Here is a 22,876-nt window from a genome sequence, read left to right on the forward strand (position 1 = left end):
TTAGGCAGCTTCTTGGAGACGCATCTTTTTATTGTGATATTTATATAAGTTATGACCTATTGAAACCAAAAGAACCTCAAGTTTTACGGATTCTATTCCTTTTCGGACTATTCTTTTATACCAACGATCATTTTTTATGATTCCGAAAGTACCTTCCGCTTGAATGGATCTGTTCATTCTAAGGAGTGCTCCCTGGATGCTTTCAAGATTATTTATAACCTCCTGATGCATAGCGGTCAGTTCTTCGTTTATTCTTACGGTTTTGTTTTTATCTGTTTTCTTACACTTCGATGCATAGGGACAACCACTGCAGTCTTCACACTGATAGACTTCTTCTTGCCGGCCATACTGGTTTCCTTTTACATGCTGCCTGTATAGAAAGTTGAAGCTCTTCCCATTAGGACAACGCATTTTCCCATCATCACCGATCTCAAAATTAACAGCTCTGAATGGATCGTTGTGATATTTCTTATCGGTCGTCTCCTTTTTAAACATTGTGAACTTCATGTACTTTTTCATGCCTTTTTGCTCGCAAAAGATATAATTATTGAACGAGCCATATCCAGCATCAGCCACAGGATATTTTGGATAAAAGCCATATGTTTCATAATACTTATTCATCAACGGTATGAAGCAGTCCATGTCAGATCTGTATTGATTAACATCAACAACTGCTATGTATTCATCAGCTACACCAATCTGAACGTTGTATGCGGGAAGAAGCTGGTCGTTTCCCATGTAGTCGGTCTTTATTCTCATGAATGTAGCGGAAGGATCTGTCTTTGAATAGCTGTTCCTGTTTTCTCCACAGATGCTGATTTTTGTGACATATTCATTGAGCTTTGTTGTGTACTCTACAAGCTTTTCGTACTGTCTCTGCTGGACGGTTTTCCTATGTCCTTTTCCTGAAACAAAAGTTGAAGTATCAAGCTTCCATATCTCAGAAAACCGTTCTGTTATCTGGCGCATATATTCAGGCATGTACTCTGTATTAGTCTCAATCTTGATTCCGCTCCACTGAAGATCGCTGTTGATTTCTTGCAGTAATTTAGTAATCTTTTCAAAAAGACGGTAACGGGATTTTTCCGTGGCCTTCTTCCATACCCAAGTATATTTGTTAGCATTAGCTTCAAACTTCGAACCATCAATATAAAGATGATTCAGGTCAACTTTATGCCTGCTGAATATTTCCTGATTAATATCATTGAAAATATCCTCTATTGAATCCTTTAACACATCGTTTATGAAATAGCTGAAGGTTCTGTAAGAAGGAGTTTCCCTGTCCATAAGATACATAAATCGAATGTTAACCCTACAGTTTTCTTGAAGTCCTCTTAGTGAAATATATCCTTCACTCATAAAACCGAATAGTACGGTTTTCAACATTTTGACTGGATTATATCTGATTCTGCCAAGCTTATGCTCTGGCACATTTTTCAGATACTTCTCAAGATTCATACCTCCCACGAGTTCGTCAAAAGTAAAAACCGGATCACAGATATCCAAGCAATCTGAAATAAAAAATGGTAAAACGCCCTGATTTAGAGTATTATAAGAATTGGTTTGATTGATCATGGTAATATTTTACCATGAAAAAAGAGAAGTAATCGGCTGTTTCCAGCTATTACTTCTCTTTTTTTCATGAGCTGATTATTTCACAGCCCCTTTATTTTATCTACTTCACATCCAATGATGATATTATTTCTCAAAAAAAGGTATTGACTTGTTCTCCCGATTAGATTAATATAACACCAGTTAGTGAGAGCTAACAAATATATGAAGTGAGAATAGGTTATGAGCGAAGAAGTATTTGAAATGCTATGTTCTATGGACAGGCGAAAAGTTGAACTACAGATTGTTCTGCAATGTGCACCAACTTTAGCAGGACTAAAAACATCAAACCTTCTTATTCTTCCCAAAGACCTAGAGGATAAAGCCAGAATTGCATTACGTCATACTGGATTGATGGGGTATCGACTAGTTTATGACAAGCACCGGGTTATCTTTTTAGTTTTCAACAAGAATATGCTGATAAGCTATTTAAGCAAAGAAGAGATTAGAGGCTTCTTGTCAGGCTTTGGATATCATTCACTACATTTTGGAGAATCAATCAGATTGTTCCAAAAGAGATATGAAGCATATGTCTCAAGCAGAAAGGATTTCCCACATGAAATAGGTGTTTTCCTTGGTTATCCATTATGTGACGTACGCGGCTTCATTGATAATTGCGGCGAAGAATTCCAAATATCTGGTTATTGGAAAGTATACGGGGATGCGACCAATACTCAGAAACTATTTCAGCTCTTTGATGATATTAAAGACGATATGGTTTGCAAAATATCAAAAGGATACACCGTAAAGCAAATCATGAACGAAGCTCGACCAATTTCCATGGTCAGCTAATCTTAATCAAATATAAAAATGGAGGAGAACATGTCATGAGTAAAGTAAATGTTGTTTTTTGGTCACAGTCAGGTAACACCGAAAGCATGGCGAACGCTGTAGGCGCTGGTGTTACAGAAGCTGGTGGAGAGGCAAATGTCGTATTTGTTGGCGATGCCTCTATAGATGAATTAAAGAGTGCAAAAGCCTTTGCACTTGGCTGCCCTGCTATGGGAGCTGAAGTTTTGGAAGAAGGCGAAATGGAGCCATTTGTTTCTGATTTAGAAGGCTTTGTTTCAGGTAAAACAATTGGTCTTTTCGGCTCATACGGCTGGGGAGATGGTCAGTGGATGCGTGACTGGGTTGATCGTATGACAGCAGCAGGCGCAACAGTGGTTGGCGGCGAGGGTGTCATCTGCCAGGATGCTCCTGATGGTGCTGCCGAAGATGCTTGCAAAGATCTTGGTAGAGCTTTAGCAGCAATTTAATAATCTAGGTTATTTCTCATTCCCTAAGTTTCTAACCGGGTTTCTTGGGGAAGTTATTAGACTCCTTTTACAGCCTCCAGGTATGCCAGTGCCTGGAGGATTTTTTTTATAATTATCCATTGTGCACTATTAATTCACGTTAAGCCTAATTGATATTTTTTCGCAATTATTGTATTCTCTTACTGTAGCTGTTTTGGTAATTATGGCTTAATAAATACCAAAACTTGCACGTGAAAGGAGCCAATAATAATGGAAAAATCAAAGGTTTATTTTACCGATTTTAGAACTGTATTGGGTGTGAGTCTTCCTGCAAAGCTCCAAAAATTAATCAAACAGGCCGGAATAGATACTATTGATATGGACGGCAAGTTTGTTGCTATTAAAATGCATTTTGGTGAGCTTGGAAACCTTGCATATCTTAGACCAAATTATGCAAAAGCTGTTGCAGATGTTGTCAAAGAATGTGGTGGTCTTCCATTCCTTACCGATTGCAACACGCTGTATCCTGGTAGCCGTAAGCATGCCCTTGAGCACATGGACTGTGCCAATATTAATGGATTCAATACTATCACCACTGGTTGCCAAATTATCATAGCTGATGGTCTTAGAGGTACTGATGATATCCTTGTGCCTGTTCCTAACGGTGAATACTGCAAGGAAGCATACATTGGCCGTGCAGTTATGGATGCTGATATCGTAATATCTCTCACTCATTTTAAGGGCCACGAACAGGCTGGTTTCGGAGGAACCATTAAAAATATAGGTATGGGATGCGGTAGCCGCGCTGGAAAAATGCAACAGCATAACAGCGGTCACCCTCATGTAATAACTGAAAAATGTAAAGGCTGTCAGAGATGTGCAAAAGAATGTGGCTCTGACGCAATTAGCTATAATGATAAGAAGGCTTGGATTGACCCTGAGAAATGTAAAGGCTGTGGTCGTTGTATCGGTGCCTGCGCATTCGATGCAATCCAGAATGATAACTGGGATGCACCTCAGATGCTCGGACGAAAGATGGCTGAATATACCGCTGCTGTTGTTAGTGGCAGACCAGCCTTCCACATTAGCCTTATTACAGATGTTTCTCCAAACTGCGATTGCCATGGTGAAAACGATGCACCTATCCTTCCAGATATCGGGATGCTTGCATCATTCGACCCTGTTGCCCTCGATCAGGCATGTGTTGACCTCTGCCAAAAGGCTGAACCAATCAGAAATAGCCAGCTTGGTGACAACATGGCAAAAGAACACTTCCATGACCACGGGGATGTATGGCATAACAGCAATCCAAATGTTTCATGGAATGAGACTCTTGAGCATGCTCAAAAAATCGGCTTAGGCTCACGAGAATACGAACTAATCCAAATAAAATAGCATTATGAATTACGAAATAAAAACACTTTTAGAAGATGTTCGTGATGGCAATATCACTGTCGAACAGGCCATTCACGAACTAAAAACAGCCCCATTTAAAGACATAGGCTATGCCAAAGTCGATACTCACAGATCTCTTCGCAATGGAGTTGGCGAAGTAATCTATGGTGCCGGGAAAACCGCTAAACAGCTTATCGGTATCATCAGCACAATGAAGGAATCCGGCCAGAATCAAATACTCATTACTCGCATCTCTCAGGAAACCTGTGAAGAGGTAAACAAAATTCACAGCCTAACCTACTATAAGGAGGGAAATCTCGCTATTATTGGAAATATCCCTCCTGCCAATGGAAAAGGCACTATAGTCATTGCAACTGGCGGAACTAGTGATATTCCAGTAGCTGAAGAGGCTGCCTTGACTGCTGAATTTCTTGGGAACAGCGTAACTCGTCTTTACGATGTGGGCGTTGCAGGTTTGCATCGAACCTTGGCACATATAGATGATATTGTAGATGCCAGTGTAATCATTGCCATCGCAGGAATGGAAGGTGCCTTAGCCAGCGTGCTTGGTGGCCTGGCAGAATGTCCGGTAATTGCTGTGCCTACTTCGGTTGGCTATGGCGCGTCATTTTGTGGTATTTCTGCCCTTCTGTCCATGATTAATTCATGTGCTAATGGTATTTCAGTTGTAAATATCGATAACGGTTTTGGCGCCGCTTATCAGGCTAGCCTAATTAATCATCATTAATCTTTTGAGGATAATGTCATGAAAACCCTTTATATTGAATGTAAAATGGGAGCTGCTGGTGACATGCTTACAGCAGCTCTTTTAGACCTATTTGACGATAAAAGCTCTATCCTGTCAGAACTCAATTCCATCGGTATTCCTCACGTTTCATTCAATGCTGAGACCACTGAAAAATGTGGCATTAACGGCACTCGAATGTTGGTCAAAGTCGATGGGCAGGAAGAAGGCAGCTCACTTTCATCTCATATTCATTCTGACCATCATACCCACAATAGCCTACCAAATATAAAGGCTTTAATTTTAGGCTTAAATGCCCCAGATAAAGTAAAATCTGATGCTATTGAAGTCTATAAATCCCTTGCCATGGCCGAATCAAAAGTTCACGGCACACCTATAGATGATATTCACTTCCATGAGGTCGGAACATTTGATGCTATCGCAGATATAGTGGCTGTTTGTTACCTGCTTTATAAAATACATGCTGATCATATACTGGTCTCTCCTATTCATGTTGGTAGCGGCACCGTGCACTGCGAACATGGTATTCTTCCGGTTCCTGCGCCTGCCACTGCAGAACTATTAAAGGGCGTTCCTATTTATGGTGGCTCAATCGAGAGTGAACTTTGTACTCCAACCGGAGCAGCTTTACTTAGATATTTTGCTTCTAGTTTTAATGATTTTCCCGTTATGATTACTGAAATATGTGGATATGGCATGGGAAAAAAAGATTTTCCAGTTGCCAATTGTCTTAGAATATTCATTGGAGATTCATTGAACTCAAAAGATCAAGTCTTCGAATTAAACTGTAATATCGACGATATTACTGGTGAAGATTTAGGATATGCCATGGATGCCATCTATGAAGCTGGCGCAAGAGAAGTCTTTTTTACTCACGTTCAAATGAAAAAGAACCGCCCAGGGATATTACTAACTGTACTTGTAGATAGCGAACAAAAGGATTCCGTAGTAAAATCCATCTTTTCTAATACTACTACAATTGGTATCAGGGAAAAAATATGTGAAAGATACGTGTTAGATAGGGAAATTAAAACTATTAAAACACCACTAGGAGATGTTCAAGTGAAGAAATCATATGGTTACGGAACAACCCATATAAAAGCCGAATTCGATAATTTGATAAATATATCGAAAGAAAACGGAATGTCTCTTGCTAACGTAAGAGCTGAGATTGCAAAATATCTATAATTCAATATTTCTTTCACAAGGGGCTGTGAAATAATCAGCTCATGACTCCTTTTTAACATTGTGAACTTCATGTACTTTTCCATGCCTTTTTTGCTCGCAAAATATTACCATGATCAATCAAACCAATTCTTATAATACTCTAAATCAGGGCGTTTTACCATTTTTTATTTCAGATTGCTTGGATATCTGTGATCCGGTTTTTACTTTTGACGAACTCGTGGGAGGTATGAATCTTGAGAAGTATCTGAAAAATGTGCCAGAGCATAAGCTTGGCAGAATCAGATATAATCCAGTCAAAATGTTGAAAACCGTACTATTCGGTTTTATGAGTGAAGGATATATTTCACTAAGAGGACTTCAAGAAAACTGTAGGGTTAACATTCGATTTATGTATCTTATGGACAGGGAAACTCCTTCTTACAGAACCTTCAGCTATTTCATAAACGATGTGTTAAAGGATTCAATAGAGGATATTTTCAATGATATTAATCAGGAAATATTCAGCAGGCATAAAGTTGACCTGAATCATCTTTATATTGATGGTTCGAAGTTTGAAGCTAATGCTAACAAATATACTTGGGTATGGAAGAAGGCCACGGAAAAATCCCGTTACCGTCTTTTTGAAAAGATTACTAAATTACTGCAAGAAATCAACAGCGATCTTCAGTGGAGCGGAATCAAGATTGAGACTAATACAGAGTACATGCCTGAATATATGCGCCAGATAACAGAACGGTTTTCTGAGATATGGAAGCTTGATACTTCAACTTTTGTTTCAGGAAAAGGACATAGGAAAACCGTCCAGCAGAGACAGTACGAAAAGCTTGTAGAGTACACAACAAAGCTCAATGAATATGTCACAAAAATCAGCATCTGTGGAGAAAACAGGAACAGCTATTCAAAGACAGATCCTTCCGCTACATTCATGAGAATAAAGACCGACTACATGGGAAACGACCAGCTTCTTCCCGCATACAACGTTCAGATTGGTGTAGCTGATGAATACATAGCAGTTGTTGATGTTAATCAATACAGATCTGACATGGACTGCTTCATACCGTTGATGAATAAGTATTATGAAACATATGGCTTTTATCCAAAATATCCTGTGGCTGATGCTGGATATGGCTCGTTCAATAATTATATCTTTTGCGAGCAAAAAGGCATGAAAAAGTACATGAAGTTCACAATGTTTAAAAAGGAGACGACCGATAAGAAATATCACAACGATCCATTCAGAGCTGTTAATTTTGAGATCGGTGATGATGGGAAAATGCGTTGTCCTAATGGGAAGAGCTTCAACTTTCTATACAGGCAGCATGTAAAAGGAAACCAGTATGGCCGGCAAGAAGAAGTCTATCAGTGTGAAGACTGCAGTGGTTGTCCCTATGCATCGAAGTGTAAGAAAACAGATAAAAACAAAACCGTAAGAATAAACGAAGAACTGACCGCTATGCATCAGGAGGTTATAAATAATCTTGAAAGCATCCAGGGAGCACTCCTTAGAATGAACAGATCCATTCAAGCGGAAGGTACTTTCGGAATCATAAAAAATGATCGTTGGTATAAAAGAATAGTCCGAAAAGGAATAGAATCCGTAAAACTTGAGGTTCTTTTGGTTTCAATAGGTCATAACTTATATAAATATCACAATAAAAAGATGCGTCTCCAAGAAGCTGCCTAATCAAAAAAGTTTGTAGTTTTTTGGGGAAAGGGGCATTATACTCTATTTTTGCCAGAAACAGCATACCTCACAAAAAATGATATAAAAAGGGAGCTGGAAAAAATGATTATCTCATTTTTTCACAGCCCCTATCATTAAGCTTCCACTTCTTTGAAAATAGCTTGCTTCTGCTTCCATAATGCAGCTTTAAGAATCATTCCAAGAATGCAAACGCTAATTACTTCACCAATTGCTACTGTCACAACAAGGAACCAGTGAGCATCGCCAACACCATATGCATATCTCAATACAAACGGTACAATCACAGCATTTGCGATTACTGGTGGTAATGTGAAGATGAACTTTGTACGTCTGAGTAAATATGTACCTACAGCACCAATAAGAGTTGCGATACTGCCAAATACAATATCCCAGATGACACATCCATTTATTATGTTAGAAAGTAAACATCCTACAAAAAGACCAGGAATTGCTGCAGGTGTAAAAATCGGTAGTATGCAAAGAGCCTCCGAAAATCTTACTTGAATTGCTCCATTTGCAAGTCCAAGTGCATTTGCCAACCAGGTGAGCACTACGTACAGGGCAGCTATCATTGCTCCCTGACAGATTCTTAATACATTTGTTTTCATTATTCTTACTCCTTTTCTCTTTCTTTGCTACTAAAACTATAGCAAATGAATTTTTTATCAATTATAATTAATCTCATGAAGATTTTAATTACTGGTGCGAGCCGTGGAATCGGTCTCGCTTGCGCAAAAAAATACGTCGAAATGGGACATGACGTCATAGGCTTCGATATTACAGAGAGTGAGTTCAAATCACCCTCTTATACCCATATGTTGGTGGACATTACAGGTACTCTACCAGATATCGATGATGTTGAAGTATTAATCAACAACGTCGGCATTCAGGAAGGCCCTAATGTTATCTCGACAAATCTCACTGCTACTATTTCCGTCACTGAAAAATATGCCTTCCAAGATAAAATCCATTCTGTCTTGTTTATGGCATCTTCCAGTGCCTCTAATGGTGCAGAGTTCCCTGAATATGCCGCAAGTAAAGGCGGTGTCGTTACCTATATGAAAAACTCTGCACTTCGTCTTGCCAAGTTCAAAGCGACTTCAAACAGCATTTCAGCTGGTGGAGTCTACACTCCACTAAACTTTCATATTACTGAAAATCCCACTTTAATGGAACAATGTCTCAACGAGACACTTCTTCACCGTTGGGCCTCTGCAGAAGAGATTGCTGAGCTGTCATACTTCCTAACAAATGTAAATCTAAGCATGACAGGCCAGGATTTACTCATTGACAACGGGGAACAACTGAAGTCGAATTTCATCTGGTAGACGTTTTAAACACTCTACTACTAAAACTATCGCAATAAATTTATCAATATAATCAGTAACCAGCTGTGTCAAAAATGCTCCGCCAAAAAGCTTTAATGCTGTTTGTGAAAGTGCCTGAACAATAAATGTTGTCACAGCTGCAGATGTGATTCCTCCAAATAAAAATGTCTCAATGCATGCTGATAATGCAGATGCAGGAAGCACCACAATAAAACATTTCCATATTATTGAAGAAATAGTTGTCTTCTTTTCATGAAATAGCAATCCAGCTAAGATTCCCATAAGAATTCCACTTAATGAAAAATAAATTGCATAAATATCACCCAAAGCTCCATTTACCAATCCACCCACTAGTGCTGCAAGGGCTCCTGCAACAGGTCCAAAAGCTATTCCTGCAAGCATAGTTCCAATGCTATCCAAAAATATTGGAAGACTAAAAACCAGAGCGATTTTGCTTCCCACAATATTTATAGCCACCGCTAGGGCAATTAATGAAATTTTTCTAATGTTATTCACGTCTAATCTCCTATTTTATAATATTTTTCGAATCTTAACCTGCACTCTTCTACGCTAATTGCAAGAATTCTTGCTAAAAACAATTCCCAGAATCCAGATTTATCAACTTCAGTAAATATTAGTGCATTACTTTCCTTACGATAAAATCCCATGGAATCAACCACAGTCTGCCCTATACTTATTCCGCCTGTTTCAACTTCAGTGAAGGCCTCAATCCCTTTTAAAATCTGAGGATTCAAAAACTGTGCCACTGCAAGAGGATCATTTATAACACAACCTCTTATATGCTCCCATTCCCAATGAAATTTGAAATAAAATCCAGTAATTTTCTCTACAAAGTCTCCAATAATAGGATTAGTAGCCTTCATTTCTTCCAAAATTTCCGGTGTAAGAACAATTTCCCTTGTAACATCCAGACCTACCATCTCAATTTTGCGATGATTATTATAGAGTGTTTCATAAACAATCTTCGCACTGTCGGGGTCCTCCCAGTAATTGTATTCCGCTACAGGTGAACAATTACCATGACTTCTGAAGTTTCCGCCCATTGAAACCAGTCGTTCAATGGATAGAAATGCCTGTTTATCTGCATCAATCAAATCTGCCAAATTCGTAAGTGGTCCAAGCGCAATAACTGATACATCACCTGTTTTCAAAGTGTCTCGCATAAATTCAACTGCGCTTTTTTCAGGTATTTTCTGTCCTTGAACCTCAGGAAGAAAACTTTCTCCCAATCCGTCTTCGCCATGAGTATCCAATGCATTTACATATTCCCTTACTCTAGGCTTTGAAGCCCCTGCATAAACAGGTACATCTAATCGTCCCAAGAAGTCCAAAACTCTCTTTGCATTATTAAAGCCCAATTCAACAGGTGAGTTTCCAGCAACAATTGTAATTCCCACAACTTCTATCTCTGGACTGTTTAAAGCTAGCATTATTGCCAAAGAATCGTCTATTCCTGGATCACAATCAATTATTACTTTCTTCATCCTACGCTCCATGTGCAAAAAAAATAGCTCTGCAGAAGCAGAGCTACACAAATAAATCCAATGAGTTTATGTAGTCCTGGTTTTGTTTATCGACAGGAAGGTACAAATGAACTGTCGTTTACTGCAGTCACAGATTATACAACGATATTTTAAGAATTGCAATACTTAGATATTCTTGAATATAGTTGTTATATTCTGCCCATCTATGTAATCATATTGAACATCATCCATGTTCTTTTTTACCATGAAAATACCTAATCCTCCAATTTCACGTTCATCTACTGATAATGTAATATCTGGGTCATCTTTGGCTAATGGATTGTATGGTACACCACTATCTATGAGCTGAATTTTTACATTCTTAGGCTTATCCGAATATTCGTAGGTTATTTCAGCTTTTCCAACTTTACCCTCATACGCATAATTAACAATATTCACGAATAGCTCTTCTACAGATATTTCTATCTGCGTCTGAGCTTTCATATTACACTCTGCCTCTTCAAGATTTATGTCAATAAACTCCATTACTTTTGGTAGATTTTCAATAATCGCATCAATTACTATTGATTTCATAGATTATTCCTCGTATGTAATTAGCCTATTTTCTTTGTAAATTTGTCAACTATATCCTTAACTACACCATTCTCAAAAGGAGTCTTAAGGCCAACTTCTTTAATCATATTAGTGTAAAAATCACTTCCTGAAAGCTTGCAAAGCTCAATATAATGCTTCCAAGCAGCATCAAAGTCCTCGTCCATCCACACTTTAAACTGCATCGCACAAATTGAAGCAAGAACATAATCTATATAATAGAATGGTACATCAAAAATATGAAGCTGCTTCTGCCAGAAACCACCTAGATTAAAGAACTCGTTCTCAGAGAAATCAATGTATGGTCTGTACTGCTGCTCAAGCTTCTTCCAGGTTGCCTTACGCTCTGCTGGAGTCATCTCAGGATTGTCATAAACGATATGCTGGAACTCATCAACCATTGTTCCATAAGGCAAGAATGTGCTTGCATCCTCAATGTGCATCTCAAGATAATCCTTATATCTGTCCCCAAAGAAATTCTTCATCCATCCATAAGTAAAATACTCCATTGACATAGAGTGAATCTCTGCGGTCTCCATTCCAAGGTCATTATGCTCAATAATATCATCATTGCGGACAACATAAGCCTGAAAAGCATGTCCACACTCATGAGTAATAACGTCTACATCACCACTAGTTCCATTGAAATTAGCATAGATAAATGGAGCTTTATAATTTGGAAGATATGTCTGATATCCACCTGCTGCTTTATTCTTGCGACCAAATACATCAAATAATTCATGTTCCATCATGAAATTCATGAATTCCTTCGTTTCAGCGCTAAGCTCAGCATACATATCCTGTCCACTCTTAAGAATCTCCTCAGGAGTTCCTGTTGGCTTAGGATTCCCCTCATTAAAATATACACCTAACTCAGTAGCCTGAAGCTTATCAAGACCAAGCCTTGCTGCACGCTTTTCAGCAAGCTTTCCTACAAACGGAACAAAGTATTCCTTAATCTGCTTTCTGAAATTTTCCACATCAGCCTTTCCATAGCTATTTCTATGCATTCTACAATAAGCAAGATCTGTGTATGAATCGAAGCCCAAAAGTTTTGCCTGCTCTGTTCGGTTCTTTACCATCTTATCGTAGATCTCATCAATCTCAGGTGTAACGCTCATAAACCAGTCTGAGACAGCCTTTTGAGCCTTTTTTCTAACTTCTCTATCTTTATTTGTTGTAAATGGGGTCATTAGAGAAAGATTATATGTTTCACCCTCGTATTCAATCTTTGCTGTAGCAATAAGCTTGTCATATCTTGAAGCAAGCGCATTCTCCTCCTGCATAAGCGGAAGAATATCGTCGCTTATTGATTTAAGATCCAACTCCATATTCTTAAATGTCGCTGGTCCAAGCTTTCCAACCAAGTATTCACGATATGGGCTTTCGAACAAGACATTTTTATATTTTATCCCTGCATTTGTGTATCTTGGCAGAACCTCGTCAAAATAATTATTTTCTTTCTCGTAGAATTCATCTGTATTATCAGCATCATGTCTAATATACGCTATGTTGAATGCGGTTTCGAAATCATTATGTATTTTGTAGTAATCCTTATGTATCTCAAACTGTTCTTCACCGGATTGTGCAGCTTTCTGGCGTGTAATTAATTCCTCAATAGCTTTTTCATATTCGTCTATACTAGGACGCTCATATGGCATATCTTTAAATTTCATAAACTTATCCTTTTCCCTTCTTCTAGTATTCTATTTTTCGCTTATTCAATATTAACACATTTCTTTTGTGATTACTTTAGACAAATAAAAAAAGCGACTCGCCAGCCGCTTTTTTAGGGAGAATGATATATGAAAAAGTTTGTTTATCGCATCTGCGATGATGATATATTATTCCTCTAACCTGATTTCCATATGTTTCTTATGTGAATTCTAGGTGAATTTTCTTTCTACACTTCTTTTTCATCTTCTATTGGGTATTTACCATATGCACACTTTCTTAATAATTTGCTACTTTTTGGGACTCATTTTGTGCTATTAGTATCTTTAGTCTTTTTAGTGTATAAATCGATTGTTGTTCTTATTGTGCTTATAGTCATAATTGTCTATAATATGTTTATAACGTTATTTGTACTAATACTGCTATAAGAATTATAAACGTTTTAAGCACTAAAGTGTTTGGTTGTGTTTATTGTGATATTTGTGTTTTTTGTCTTTATCACGTTATTGGTATTATTAGTATTTCTTTCCTTAATTACATCATAGGTGTAATATGTATTTTTAGCATTAATAATGTCATTTGTACTTTTTACATTAAATGTATTATTAACTCTTATTACACTTAAGGTGTTAATAGTGTTTATGATATTAAAAGCAGAATTTAGATTATTAAGACTTTTTACACAAAATGTATTAATAATACTAAGAGGGTTATTGACGTAAACAGCACTAATGACATTATTAGAGTTATTAGGATTAATAACACTTATAATATATTTAGTAGAATAGTTGTTTTTTCCATATTAAACGTTTATAATGTTATTGATAAAAATAGTATATCTTCCATAAATATTACTTATGGCATATATAACCTTTTTAGTATATAATTCGTATATTATGTAAATAACGATAAAAGTAATAAGGAGACAGAAATGAAAAGTATAGCAATATGTATTGGCAAAGGTGGTCAGTGGAAAACCTCTCTTACAATCAATATGGCCGCCCTGTTAAACGAACGTGGTCTTAAGACATTAATAATAGATTGTGATGTGCAGGCTAATGCCACAGACACATTTAGAATCAATCCAGAAGGAATTGCCACATTATATGACTGTTGGGTGCCTAGAAAGCCTATAAATCCAATGGATTGCATTCAAACAGCAGAATGGGGCGATATAATTCCTGGCGATAGCTTCCTTTCAGACGTTACACCAGCTGTTTTATCTGGATCACTCACATATAAGTCATTTAAAGAGCGTGTATTAGATAAAATCGAAGGATATGATTACGTTTTATGTGATTGTCCACCAGATTTAACAAATGCCATTAATAGATCAGTCTTATCTAGTGTCGATGAAGTATTAATTCCTACACGAGGTGACCAGTATGCCACAGAAGGATTAAAAGCGACCATTAATCTGATAAATTCAGTTAAAAATCCAGCTGTTGATGAGGCGGGAAACGTAGTTGAAGCACCATTAAACCAGGATCTAGTCATTAACGGCCTAGTATTTACCGACTTCAAGATGAATAACAGTTGCAAAAATGACTACATAAATGCTCAGGCTATTGCACAGGAGCTCGGAACAAGACTTTATTTCCAGTTTATCCGCGGCTGCAAGGACGGTTCAGATGCTATAGGCGAACAGATGCCAGCTGTAAAATATAAGCCATACTGTAATTCATCATTGGACTACAAGCAGCTTATAGAAGAATTCATAACCGCTGAAGACGAAGCAAAGAAAGGAGCATAAAAATGGCTATCGCTAAACAGGGAAATGGATATTCAATCAATTCAGGAGCTCTGCCATTTACCGCTCCTAAGAAAACAAACACTAAAAGAATTGACGCTTTCAACAAGGCAACCAAGAAAGAAGAACCAAAAATTGCAACTGTAGAAGAAATACAGAAAGAACCTGCTCCAGTTGAGGTTACCAAGGAAGAAAAAAATGAGTTGGTGCAGGAGTCAACCAGTGATAAAGAAGCAACTATTGAAGAACCAGTATTGGAAACAGTTGTAGAACCAGTTGAAGAACCTATTGTTCCTTCGAAACCAGTAGAAAAAAAGCGCAATTATAAAAATGCATCGAAAAATCTTGCAGATTACACGGGAGCACGTAAAAATACTACTTTCGCTTTTTGTGACAGCAATGATATCTCATACATCAAAATCAAAGCAAACCGTTTAGGCTTAACATATCAGGATTATTTAGCAGAAATACTCTTAGAAAACATAGAGACTATAAAAGCAGATAATTTTGATTACACAGAAGAAACCTATCAGAATACCAAGACAGGTCTTAAGAATCCAGTAAATGACAGATTTGCACTCAAAGAAGATTTTCTGATAGATGTTAAACAAGCTGCAGCAAATGTTGGAATGAAAAGATCTGCATTTGTTGCTATGTGTGTTCATAAATCTAGAAAAGCAGATCCGAATCCAGCTTGGGATTAATTTGTTTTTCTCTATCTCTGGAAAGAGTATATATAAAGTATAATTATATAAGTATAGTATGTATAAGAGGAGCCTCAAAACCCCAGTGTTTTCAAGGCTTCTCTTATTTTTTCTACGACACTTTTGACAACAAAACAAGACAATTCGGATTTGAAACACGACAGTTTAACTCTAGCTTACGACAGTTTCGACACTGACCGGACATTTTCGACACTAAAACAAGACAAAACGGATTCAATCCCTAGTAAATTCGCCTTTTATATGAAAAAACTATGTATAAGTAGGTGTTAATAATTGCTTCAGATAAGACAAAATAGACACATGAAAATCCCTAATAATACGCTAATTATTATCAAATAAGACAAATTAGTTTTTTGTCTTATATTGTGATTATGAATACATAACAAGACAAAACGGATTTATATTTAATGACAGTCAAAAAAACGCGTAAAATCAAGGGCTTTTGGTACAGCATAAATGACATTTCAGACACATAACAAGACAAAATAGACACATTATAATCGAGATGCATAAATAGGTGGAGTAAAGCAAGACAAAACAGACACATTATAAGACAAAAAAGATAAATGTCTTGTTCCCTAGCTCAAAACCTAGTAAAAACGCGATAGTAGTAAGCTATTAAGAGATAATAAGACAAAATAGACACATAGGAAGACAGATTAGACACACAACAAGACAATGTAGTGATTTTGTCTGAATGCGACAATTTGGACACGTGGAAGTGAAATAATCAGAAAGCCCAATAAACTTACCAACTTTTCATTTGCCGATTAAAACCAAATAAGATATAATCTAAGGCAAGGCAAAAAAATGTCTTGTCGTACAGGGAGAATATTATGGCAGTTAGAAAACTAGATGCAAATGGTAATTACAGGCTATTTGATTCGAAAACGCAACAATTTATAGATGAAGAGCCACTAGCAAGTCCGCTTGGGCAGATTGAACATCAAACTTCACTCAGTGCTTCTGGCATGGTTGTTGATGTTGATGATGTTAAAGCAGCGGAGGTTGATGAGACTGGACTTACAGTCTCAGGGGAGGATGAGGCTCAGATTAAGGCTTTCATAAAAGAAGCCATTTCTATTGATAATTTCATCGAGACATTCAATGAAAATTCTCATTTAACTCTTTTAAAACTTCTTGCTTTGCAAGATAACAAGCATCCATTAAAAAAGGGTGGCGTAAATATTGCATATCGAACCGATGCATTGATTATGCACTGCAAAATGGAGTTTTCTGCAGAGGAAAATGTAGTATTTGATGCGATATTAGGCACTATGTCTACATTTCCAGAAAACAGAGCTTACCGTATTTCTCCTACAGATTTTGTTAAGTTTTCTAAATATGACAATGTTCAAACTCTATATCGAACCTTTAGAAGTGGAACCAAAAAGCTTAAAGATAGAAATCTAGTATTTGACGAGCTGGGTCCAGATGGAAAGGACGATATTGAAGTACCATGGTTTAATGTTCTTAGATACCACAATGCGACAAAAGACGAAAATGCCTTCATTGAATTTGTTCCATCAGACTTCTTTAAAGATTTAGCACTTTGTTCTCAGATTGTACATGGCGCTTATGGAGCTCTGGAGGTTACAACTCAGCTCAGAGGAAAGTATACTATTGCACTATATTGGTTTTTAGAGAACAAAAAAGACTACAAGACGTATCAAACTGCGATTCCGGGTGTCTTTGAGATGTCAATGGAAGAATTAAAGCATCAATTCTCGATACCACAGTCATATGGCAAAACAGATATGGAACGTCGAGTGCTTGAACCTGCAAAGGCAAGTATCAACAATGTTCAGGAATGTGATTTTACGTTTGACTATTCGCCATTGAAGGCTAATGGAGCTGTGGCTGGATATAGATTCATAATTACGAAGAAAAATTATATTGACGCAAAGCCTGAAGAAGTGAAAATTATTGATGTGGATCCATTTGAGGATCAGATAAAAATGCTTCTTGGAATGACAGGAATAGTGTTTGATAGTAATGAAATATCAAATATTTATAAATGTGCTAAGCGCAATAACAGAGATGCGGCGTATATGATGCAGGTTATTTCTGGCTTCAAAGCGCGAATGGACAACGAAGAACTTGCGGATGTTGAGGATAGAGTTGCATATCTTTGCACAATGATTGAAAATGGCACAAGTTCAACAATAAAGGATAATTCAAAAAAGAAGGCAACTACAGCCTTTAACAATTTTTCTCAGAGAGATGTAGACTTGAGTGAACTCGAGAAAAAAATGTTAAATCGTTAGAAAATTCAGAAATAGAACACAGAAAATACATAATTAATTGAAAAAAGATTGCAATGTTGCATTAAGTAATTTTTGATGCAAGATATTGAAAAGTGAGGCGTAAAATCTACTAAGAAATGTTGATTTTACGCTCTTTTTATTTAACAGATAGTCTTGCATAAATTATTAATAATACTCTCTTCACAAAATAAGCACAGAAATATACATTTTATGTAGTATTCTCGATAATAGGATACATATATTCTATTGTGAAGAATAATTGACAATATATTACTGTTTGGAGAGGGGTACACATAAATGGGAAAAACTGATAAGCAAACAAGACAAAATGGTTCTGGTAGTGTATCTAAAAAGGATAGTGTAAAAACAAGATTAATCTCGGCTATGCTTCTAGTTGCAGCTGTACCACTTATTATTGCTGTAGTAATTAGTTATATTACTTCTACGACAAAGGCAAAGGCTGATGCCATTGATTCACTTGAATGGCAAGCATGGTATGTTGAAGCTGCCATCGTTACCGTCATTCAGAATAATCAATCGTCGATTACATTTTTCGCAGATTCTCCAACTACAATTGCATTTATGAAAGGCGAGGAAGTTGATTTAGACGAGCTCAAGGAACAAATGCAATCTTTGGATGAATACTTGGCAGATGGAAATGTGTTAGTTCTTACTAATTCTCAGGGACAGATGCTTCTCAGAGATGATGATGGAAAGCTGACAGATATTAGTGAAAGAGAATTCTTCCAAGAAGCGATGAAAGGTAGTTTTAATGTTTCAAACATTATTATCAGTGCTTCCACTGGCGTTAGAAGTATTAGTATGGCTGCGCCAGTAATTGATCCTGATACAGGAAAGGTTCTTGGAACAGTTCATAGAAATTATAATCTAAATGATTTTCACAAAATATTGGCAGAAGAATGTGACGAGGGATTTGTGGTTGACCGAAATGGTGACATGGCTGCACACTCTCAGTATGAAATAGGACCAGATGATGAAGTTCCTAATTTTAGCTCGTCTCCTTATATGAATACTGAGGAGATTGAAGGTTCATACAGATCTACAGCAGCGGGCTACCCTACATACCTTGCATATGCAAAAGACTCATTGTCTGGTTTTACAGTATGTGTTGCTAAAAGAGAGGCCGCAGTAATGTCCACTGCAAAGCAATCTGCATATTTGGTAATAATCATAGGAGTAATATTATTAATTATTGTTTTGGTTTTTTCATTTACATTAGCGAATGGTTTTACAAAACCAATTATTGCCGTTAATGATTCATTAGCACAATTAGCTGACGGTAGTTTTAGTGAGATAAATGATTTCACAAACAGAAAAGATGAATTCGGTGAGATTGTACGTAATACAAATTCCGTTATAGGAAAGTTAAATGAGATAGTGGGGCATATTAAGAGCTCTGCTCAGTCTGTAGGCGAATCGTCTGAGGAATTAGCTGATATGGCATCTCAGATTGCGGCAACTACAGAAGGCGTTTCCAATGCAGTGCAGGAAATTGCAACGGGAGCAATTCAGCAGGCGGAAGAGATACAGCAAGCAGCAGAGAATGTTGGAAGAATTACAGATGCCGTAGGTGGAGTACAAAACTCCACTGAAGATGTAGAATCAATTGCAGGAAGAATGAAAGAAGCATCGGAGTCATCGAGTACCTCACTGCTTAATTTACAATCTTCAAGTAGTGAGATGACAGAAAAGATTGAGGATATTGCTAGAACAATTTCAGCAACGCAGAAAGCTGTATCCGATATAAATGAGAGGGTAGAAGGAATTTCTGGTATTGCAGCTCAGACTAATTTGCTTTCATTGAATGCTTCCATTGAAGCAGCAAGAGCTGGTGAAGCTGGAAGAGGTTTTGCAGTTGTAGCTGAGGAAATTAGAAAACTGGCAGATGACTCAGAGAATCTTGCCCAGGAAATAAGACAGGTTATGGATATACTTTTACAGGAGGCACAGCAGGCAGTATCTGCAGCTGGACTCGTAAGACAAGGTAACATTGAGCAACAAGAGGCGCTTGGAGAAACCTTGGCATCTGTAAATGGTATGCTTTCAGATATTGAAGAGACAGTATCGGGTGTTAAGAAGATAGCCGGAGGGGCTAGTACTTGTGTAGAATCAAATGATGTTGTATCAGATGCTATGTCATCTCTGTCGGCAATTTCACAGGAGAATGCCGCATCATCAGAGACAACAGGTGCATCAGTACAAGAACTTTCTGCAACGGTATCAAATCTTGCAGACTCAGCTAGAGGTTTAAAGAACATTGCAGAAAAGCTTAATAAGGAAATGGAATTTTTCAAATAGAATGTTTTTAATTATAGTCCTAGTCCAATCTTTTGCAGTTGAAGGGTGAATAAGAGTTGTCCAAGGAAAAAGTGAACTAACATGCAAACCCATAGATTTTTTGTTTTGCGATAGATGAAGTTCATAAATAGTACGAACAATGCGGTAAATACTATCATTGGAAAACCATATAGATAGTGCATGGCTCCAAAAAACAGTGCAACCACGGAAACAGATTTATGTTTTCGATGGTTGCCCACAAGGAGCGTACGCATGCCATCGTAACCCATCACATTTGTACAGTATTCCTGCCAAAAGGCAGTAAAAGGATAAAGAATAGTATTAGTTGTGATTCTTCCAGGCATTAATCTTCTAAAATAGAAAAAGGGTTGTGCTCGATTTAAAAGTTCTGGAGCAACTTGTAGAATCGCCCATTTCAGCCCAATCATAAGGCTGCCAAACAGCAAGCATAGAAAAAGACCTACTGTTAGAGCATGCCATATTTTTTTCTTATTAACCTTCAGTGGTGCAATCAGAAAGTCTGTTGGCACTTTTCTAGCTAAAGGTATAAGCGTACAAATGGCTAGAAACAATCCCACATAATTTCCAATTTTATAAATAGGGTTTGATTTAAAGAATTGCTCTAATGCGGAATTAAAGATGATATATAGCGACATATAAGTTAGAAACGCTATAAGAAGATATTCCGAATATTGCTTTTTGTCTGTAGTCTTGAATGCCTCTGTTTTAGTGCCGTTTTCCATAACAAATTATCCTTTGGTATTACTTATGCACAATATACCAAAATAAAGAATAATGGTACAATAATAGTGCTATATGTATTTTAGCACTATTTTAGATATTTTTGATGATTTTTTAGTAATATTAGAAAGAAATGAAAAAGAACAAATTGCACAAATAGAACTAAAAAGATTAATATAGTAAAATGCACAAAAGAAACACTTTAAACGAATTAGACAAATAATGCAAAAACAACTAAATTCATTAGTTTAATCAGGAGAGCAATAATATGATAGGAATAATGTATGGAATAGGCGTGGGCCCTGGTGATCCAGAACAGATGACATTAAAGGCAGTCAGAGCAATAAAGGAGTCAGATGTTATTTGCCTACCAAGAGCTGATAAGGAAAAATGTAGAGCATATCAGATAGCGCTTGGCGCAGTTCCAGAATTAAGATATAAAAAGATAATTAGCTTAGATTTTGAAATGACAAAAGATGAGGCTGCTTTGGAAATGATGCATAAAGAGTTTTATCAGCATTATAAGCAGTTGATATTAGAAGGTTATAATTTAGGATTCTTAACAATTGGAGATCCGACAATCTATTCTACCTTTGGATATATAATGAAGTTGGCCAAAGCTGACGATATCGAAGTGGAAATAGTAAACGGAGTAACATCGTTTTGTGGTACAGCTGCAGCAAGTGGAATACTTATAAGTGAGAGAGAAGAGAATATACATATTATATCTGGACAGGATGATATAGAAGAAGCTCTTATGTTATCTGGAACCAAGATAATAATGAAAAGCGGCAAGAATATTGCCGCTATAAAAGAAAAACTTATTGAATTGGAATTACAAGGTCAAATATCAGTTTGCGCTGTTATAGACTGTGGGATGGAGACTGAGCAAATATTTAGAAGCGCAATGACTATCCCAGATAACAGTCAGTATATGATGACAATTATTGTAAAAACAAATTTTTAATAACGTTGGTGGCGTCTTCGACACGTTCGCTATTAACGACAACGTCACAGAGCTCCTTATTTTGGAGCTCTTTTTCCATAGAAAGCCAACGATACTTGATTGCCTCGTTATCCAGATTTTTGCTTAGAATCTTATCAATCATAAATTCGTGGCTGGCTTTACAGAAAATTAATACAACAGGATATTCCTTTTTCATTGCAATGGCACCAGTGATATCAGTAGGTATAACAGCGTTCAATCCTGATGCAAGAGCTTTCTCGATAGCATCTTTAGGAATACCATAGCGATTTCCAGCATATACTGTATGGGAGATGAATTTAAGGCTTGAGAATTCCTTTTCTGAAACTTTATCATGATTTTCTGATGCAACACCAGTAGTAACAGAGTGAATTCTCATGGCAAATCCATCAGCTGACAAACGGTCAGCAATTTCATTTTTGTTGCAGCCACTAGGGCCAATTAGTGCAAGAACAGATGGAACAGTAGGTTTCACCTTTTTGCTGGAAGCATTGATAATCTGATCCACTAAAATAAAGAATTCTGAATAGTCATTTACTGCAAGTATACCGGAAAGATGTGAGTTCCATGGACGGCGCATTAATATAGGATATTTTGCTTGACTTTTCAATATATTGTGTCCACCATCATCCAATTGAAAATCTACCTTAACCGTTTGCTTTGAGAAGGTTAAGATAACATTTTCTAAAGGAAATTCAGGGAGCTGCTCAGCAATTTGTTCGTAGCGAAGGCCAGCATATTTTGGAGATACCGCAGTGTTAATATATACATCTCCTATCTCCATCAATTTATATATGAAGGTTTTCGCTTCATCAGATATTTTTTGCTTTCGAAGAATGCGTTCATCGTCGTAATATTTAGCGATAATAGATTGTTTTGAACCATCCTCGCCATTACCCCAAGATTTAATATCATTTATTGTGGCATCAAGACCAGGGTTTTCTTCATTTGCAAGCTGTACAGCGATGCCGCAGAATGGAGCCAAGACATCGTCAAAATCAATTTCAAAGCTATAAGTTCTCATTATTTATTCCCCTCACAATTTGTGTTTCTTCATTATAATACATATTACTTGATACCTACAATTA

20 protein-coding genes are annotated in these 22,876 nt (G+C 37.0%); 12 read left to right on the top strand and 8 right to left on the bottom strand.

What is annotated here, in order from left to right; genetic code table 11:
- Nucleotides 1–1,575, bottom strand: a complete 1,575-nt coding sequence (locus tag FXF36_RS05165) for an IS1182 family transposase (protein WP_151622782.1) — start codon at nucleotides 1,573–1,575, stop codon at nucleotides 1–3.
- Nucleotides 1,576–1,794: 219 nt separating this feature from the next.
- Between FXF36_RS05165 and FXF36_RS05170 the strand changes: the two genes are divergently transcribed.
- The 6 genes from FXF36_RS05170 to FXF36_RS05195 all read left to right on the top strand — a co-directional run bounded on the left by FXF36_RS05170 (nucleotide 1,795) and on the right by FXF36_RS05195 (nucleotide 7,882).
- Nucleotides 1,795–2,403 carry a DUF3793 family protein gene (locus tag FXF36_RS05170; protein ID WP_151622783.1) on the top strand — a complete coding sequence of 203 codons (609 nt, stop codon included), beginning with the start codon at nucleotides 1,795–1,797 and terminating at the stop codon, nucleotides 2,401–2,403.
- A 35-nt stretch (nucleotides 2,404–2,438) separates the two neighbouring features.
- Nucleotides 2,439–2,870, top strand: a complete 432-nt coding sequence (locus FXF36_RS05175) for a flavodoxin (RefSeq protein ID WP_151622784.1) — start codon at nucleotides 2,439–2,441, stop codon at nucleotides 2,868–2,870.
- A 249-nt stretch (nucleotides 2,871–3,119) separates the two neighbouring features.
- The gene (locus tag FXF36_RS05180; protein WP_151622785.1) at nucleotides 3,120–4,244 is read left to right on the top strand and encodes a DUF362 domain-containing protein; all 1,125 of its coding nucleotides are present in this window, start codon (nucleotides 3,120–3,122) and stop codon (nucleotides 4,242–4,244) included.
- A gap of 4 nt (nucleotides 4,245–4,248) precedes the next feature.
- A complete protein-coding gene (gene larB / locus FXF36_RS05185; RefSeq protein ID WP_151622786.1) occupies nucleotides 4,249–4,992 on the top strand; it encodes a nickel pincer cofactor biosynthesis protein LarB in 744 nt (247 codons plus the stop codon).
- Between the two features lie 18 nt (nucleotides 4,993–5,010).
- Nucleotides 5,011–6,198, top strand: a complete 1,188-nt coding sequence (larC, locus tag FXF36_RS05190; protein WP_151622787.1) for a nickel pincer cofactor biosynthesis protein LarC — start codon at nucleotides 5,011–5,013, stop codon at nucleotides 6,196–6,198.
- A 109-nt stretch (nucleotides 6,199–6,307) separates the two neighbouring features.
- Nucleotides 6,308–7,882, top strand: coding sequence for an IS1182 family transposase (locus FXF36_RS05195; protein ID WP_151622782.1), 1,575 nt, complete (start codon nucleotides 6,308–6,310; stop codon nucleotides 7,880–7,882).
- Between the two features lie 134 nt (nucleotides 7,883–8,016).
- Here FXF36_RS05195 and FXF36_RS05200 read toward each other — a convergent pair whose 3' ends face one another.
- Entirely contained in the window at nucleotides 8,017–8,514 is a 498-nt protein-coding gene (locus tag FXF36_RS05200) for a QueT transporter family protein (RefSeq protein ID WP_420330102.1), read from the bottom strand.
- A 72-nt stretch (nucleotides 8,515–8,586) separates the two neighbouring features.
- Between FXF36_RS05200 and FXF36_RS05205 the strand changes: the two genes are divergently transcribed.
- On the top strand, nucleotides 8,587–9,231 hold the full coding sequence (locus FXF36_RS05205) for an SDR family NAD(P)-dependent oxidoreductase (protein ID WP_151622789.1): 645 nt from the start codon (nucleotides 8,587–8,589) through the stop codon (nucleotides 9,229–9,231).
- Here the strand turns inward: FXF36_RS05205 and FXF36_RS05210 are convergent.
- From FXF36_RS05210 to FXF36_RS05225, 4 genes are all read right to left on the bottom strand, one after another.
- Complete coding sequence (locus tag FXF36_RS05210) at nucleotides 9,184–9,747, bottom strand: ECF transporter S component (protein WP_151622790.1); 564 nt, start codon at nucleotides 9,745–9,747, stop codon at nucleotides 9,184–9,186. The genes FXF36_RS05205 and FXF36_RS05210 overlap by 48 nt on opposite strands.
- Nucleotides 9,748–9,749: 2 nt before the next feature.
- Nucleotides 9,750–10,736 (bottom strand): nucleoside hydrolase, encoded by a 987-nt coding sequence (locus tag FXF36_RS05215; protein ID WP_243143579.1) that lies wholly within the window; start codon nucleotides 10,734–10,736, stop codon nucleotides 9,750–9,752.
- 165 nt (nucleotides 10,737–10,901) lie between these two features.
- A complete protein-coding gene (locus FXF36_RS05220; protein ID WP_151622792.1) occupies nucleotides 10,902–11,309 on the bottom strand; it encodes an ATP-binding protein in 408 nt (135 codons plus the stop codon).
- A gap of 20 nt (nucleotides 11,310–11,329) precedes the next feature.
- Nucleotides 11,330–13,003, bottom strand: a complete 1,674-nt coding sequence (locus FXF36_RS05225; protein WP_151622793.1) for a M3 family oligoendopeptidase — start codon at nucleotides 13,001–13,003, stop codon at nucleotides 11,330–11,332.
- 929 nt (nucleotides 13,004–13,932) lie between these two features.
- Between FXF36_RS05225 and FXF36_RS05230 the strand changes: the two genes are divergently transcribed.
- The 4 genes from FXF36_RS05230 (at nucleotide 13,933) to FXF36_RS05245 (ending at nucleotide 20,062) form a co-directional block, all read left to right on the top strand.
- Nucleotides 13,933–14,754: a ParA family protein gene (locus tag FXF36_RS05230; protein ID WP_151622794.1), complete on the top strand. Its 822-nt coding sequence runs from the start codon at nucleotides 13,933–13,935 to the stop codon at nucleotides 14,752–14,754.
- Between the two features lie 2 nt (nucleotides 14,755–14,756).
- Nucleotides 14,757–15,455, top strand: a complete 699-nt coding sequence (locus tag FXF36_RS05235) for a hypothetical protein (RefSeq protein ID WP_151622795.1) — start codon at nucleotides 14,757–14,759, stop codon at nucleotides 15,453–15,455.
- 857 nt (nucleotides 15,456–16,312) lie between these two features.
- Nucleotides 16,313–17,743, top strand: coding sequence for a replication initiation protein (locus tag FXF36_RS05240; RefSeq protein ID WP_151622796.1), 1,431 nt, complete (start codon nucleotides 16,313–16,315; stop codon nucleotides 17,741–17,743).
- A gap of 297 nt (nucleotides 17,744–18,040) precedes the next feature.
- Nucleotides 18,041–20,062 (top strand): methyl-accepting chemotaxis protein, encoded by a 2,022-nt coding sequence (locus tag FXF36_RS05245; RefSeq protein ID WP_151622797.1) that lies wholly within the window; start codon nucleotides 18,041–18,043, stop codon nucleotides 20,060–20,062.
- An 11-nt stretch (nucleotides 20,063–20,073) separates the two neighbouring features.
- Here FXF36_RS05245 and FXF36_RS05250 read toward each other — a convergent pair whose 3' ends face one another.
- The gene (locus tag FXF36_RS05250; RefSeq protein ID WP_151622798.1) at nucleotides 20,074–20,805 is read right to left on the bottom strand and encodes a CPBP family intramembrane glutamic endopeptidase; all 732 of its coding nucleotides are present in this window, start codon (nucleotides 20,803–20,805) and stop codon (nucleotides 20,074–20,076) included.
- Nucleotides 20,806–21,071: 266 nt separating this feature from the next.
- On the opposite strand from FXF36_RS05250, the gene cobI reads away from it, so the two are divergent.
- Complete coding sequence (gene cobI / locus FXF36_RS05255; protein WP_151622799.1) at nucleotides 21,072–21,770, top strand: precorrin-2 C(20)-methyltransferase; 699 nt, start codon at nucleotides 21,072–21,074, stop codon at nucleotides 21,768–21,770.
- On the opposite strand, the gene FXF36_RS05260 is transcribed toward cobI, so the two are convergent.
- Complete coding sequence (locus FXF36_RS05260; protein ID WP_151622800.1) at nucleotides 21,748–22,812, bottom strand: 5' nucleotidase, NT5C type; 1,065 nt, start codon at nucleotides 22,810–22,812, stop codon at nucleotides 21,748–21,750. The genes cobI and FXF36_RS05260 overlap by 23 nt on opposite strands.
- Nucleotides 22,813–22,876 lie beyond the last annotated feature (64 nt).

This window comes from Pseudobutyrivibrio xylanivorans (genome assembly GCF_008935055.1).
In the GTDB taxonomy this organism is placed as follows: domain Bacteria; phylum Bacillota; class Clostridia; order Lachnospirales; family Lachnospiraceae; genus Pseudobutyrivibrio; species Pseudobutyrivibrio xylanivorans_A.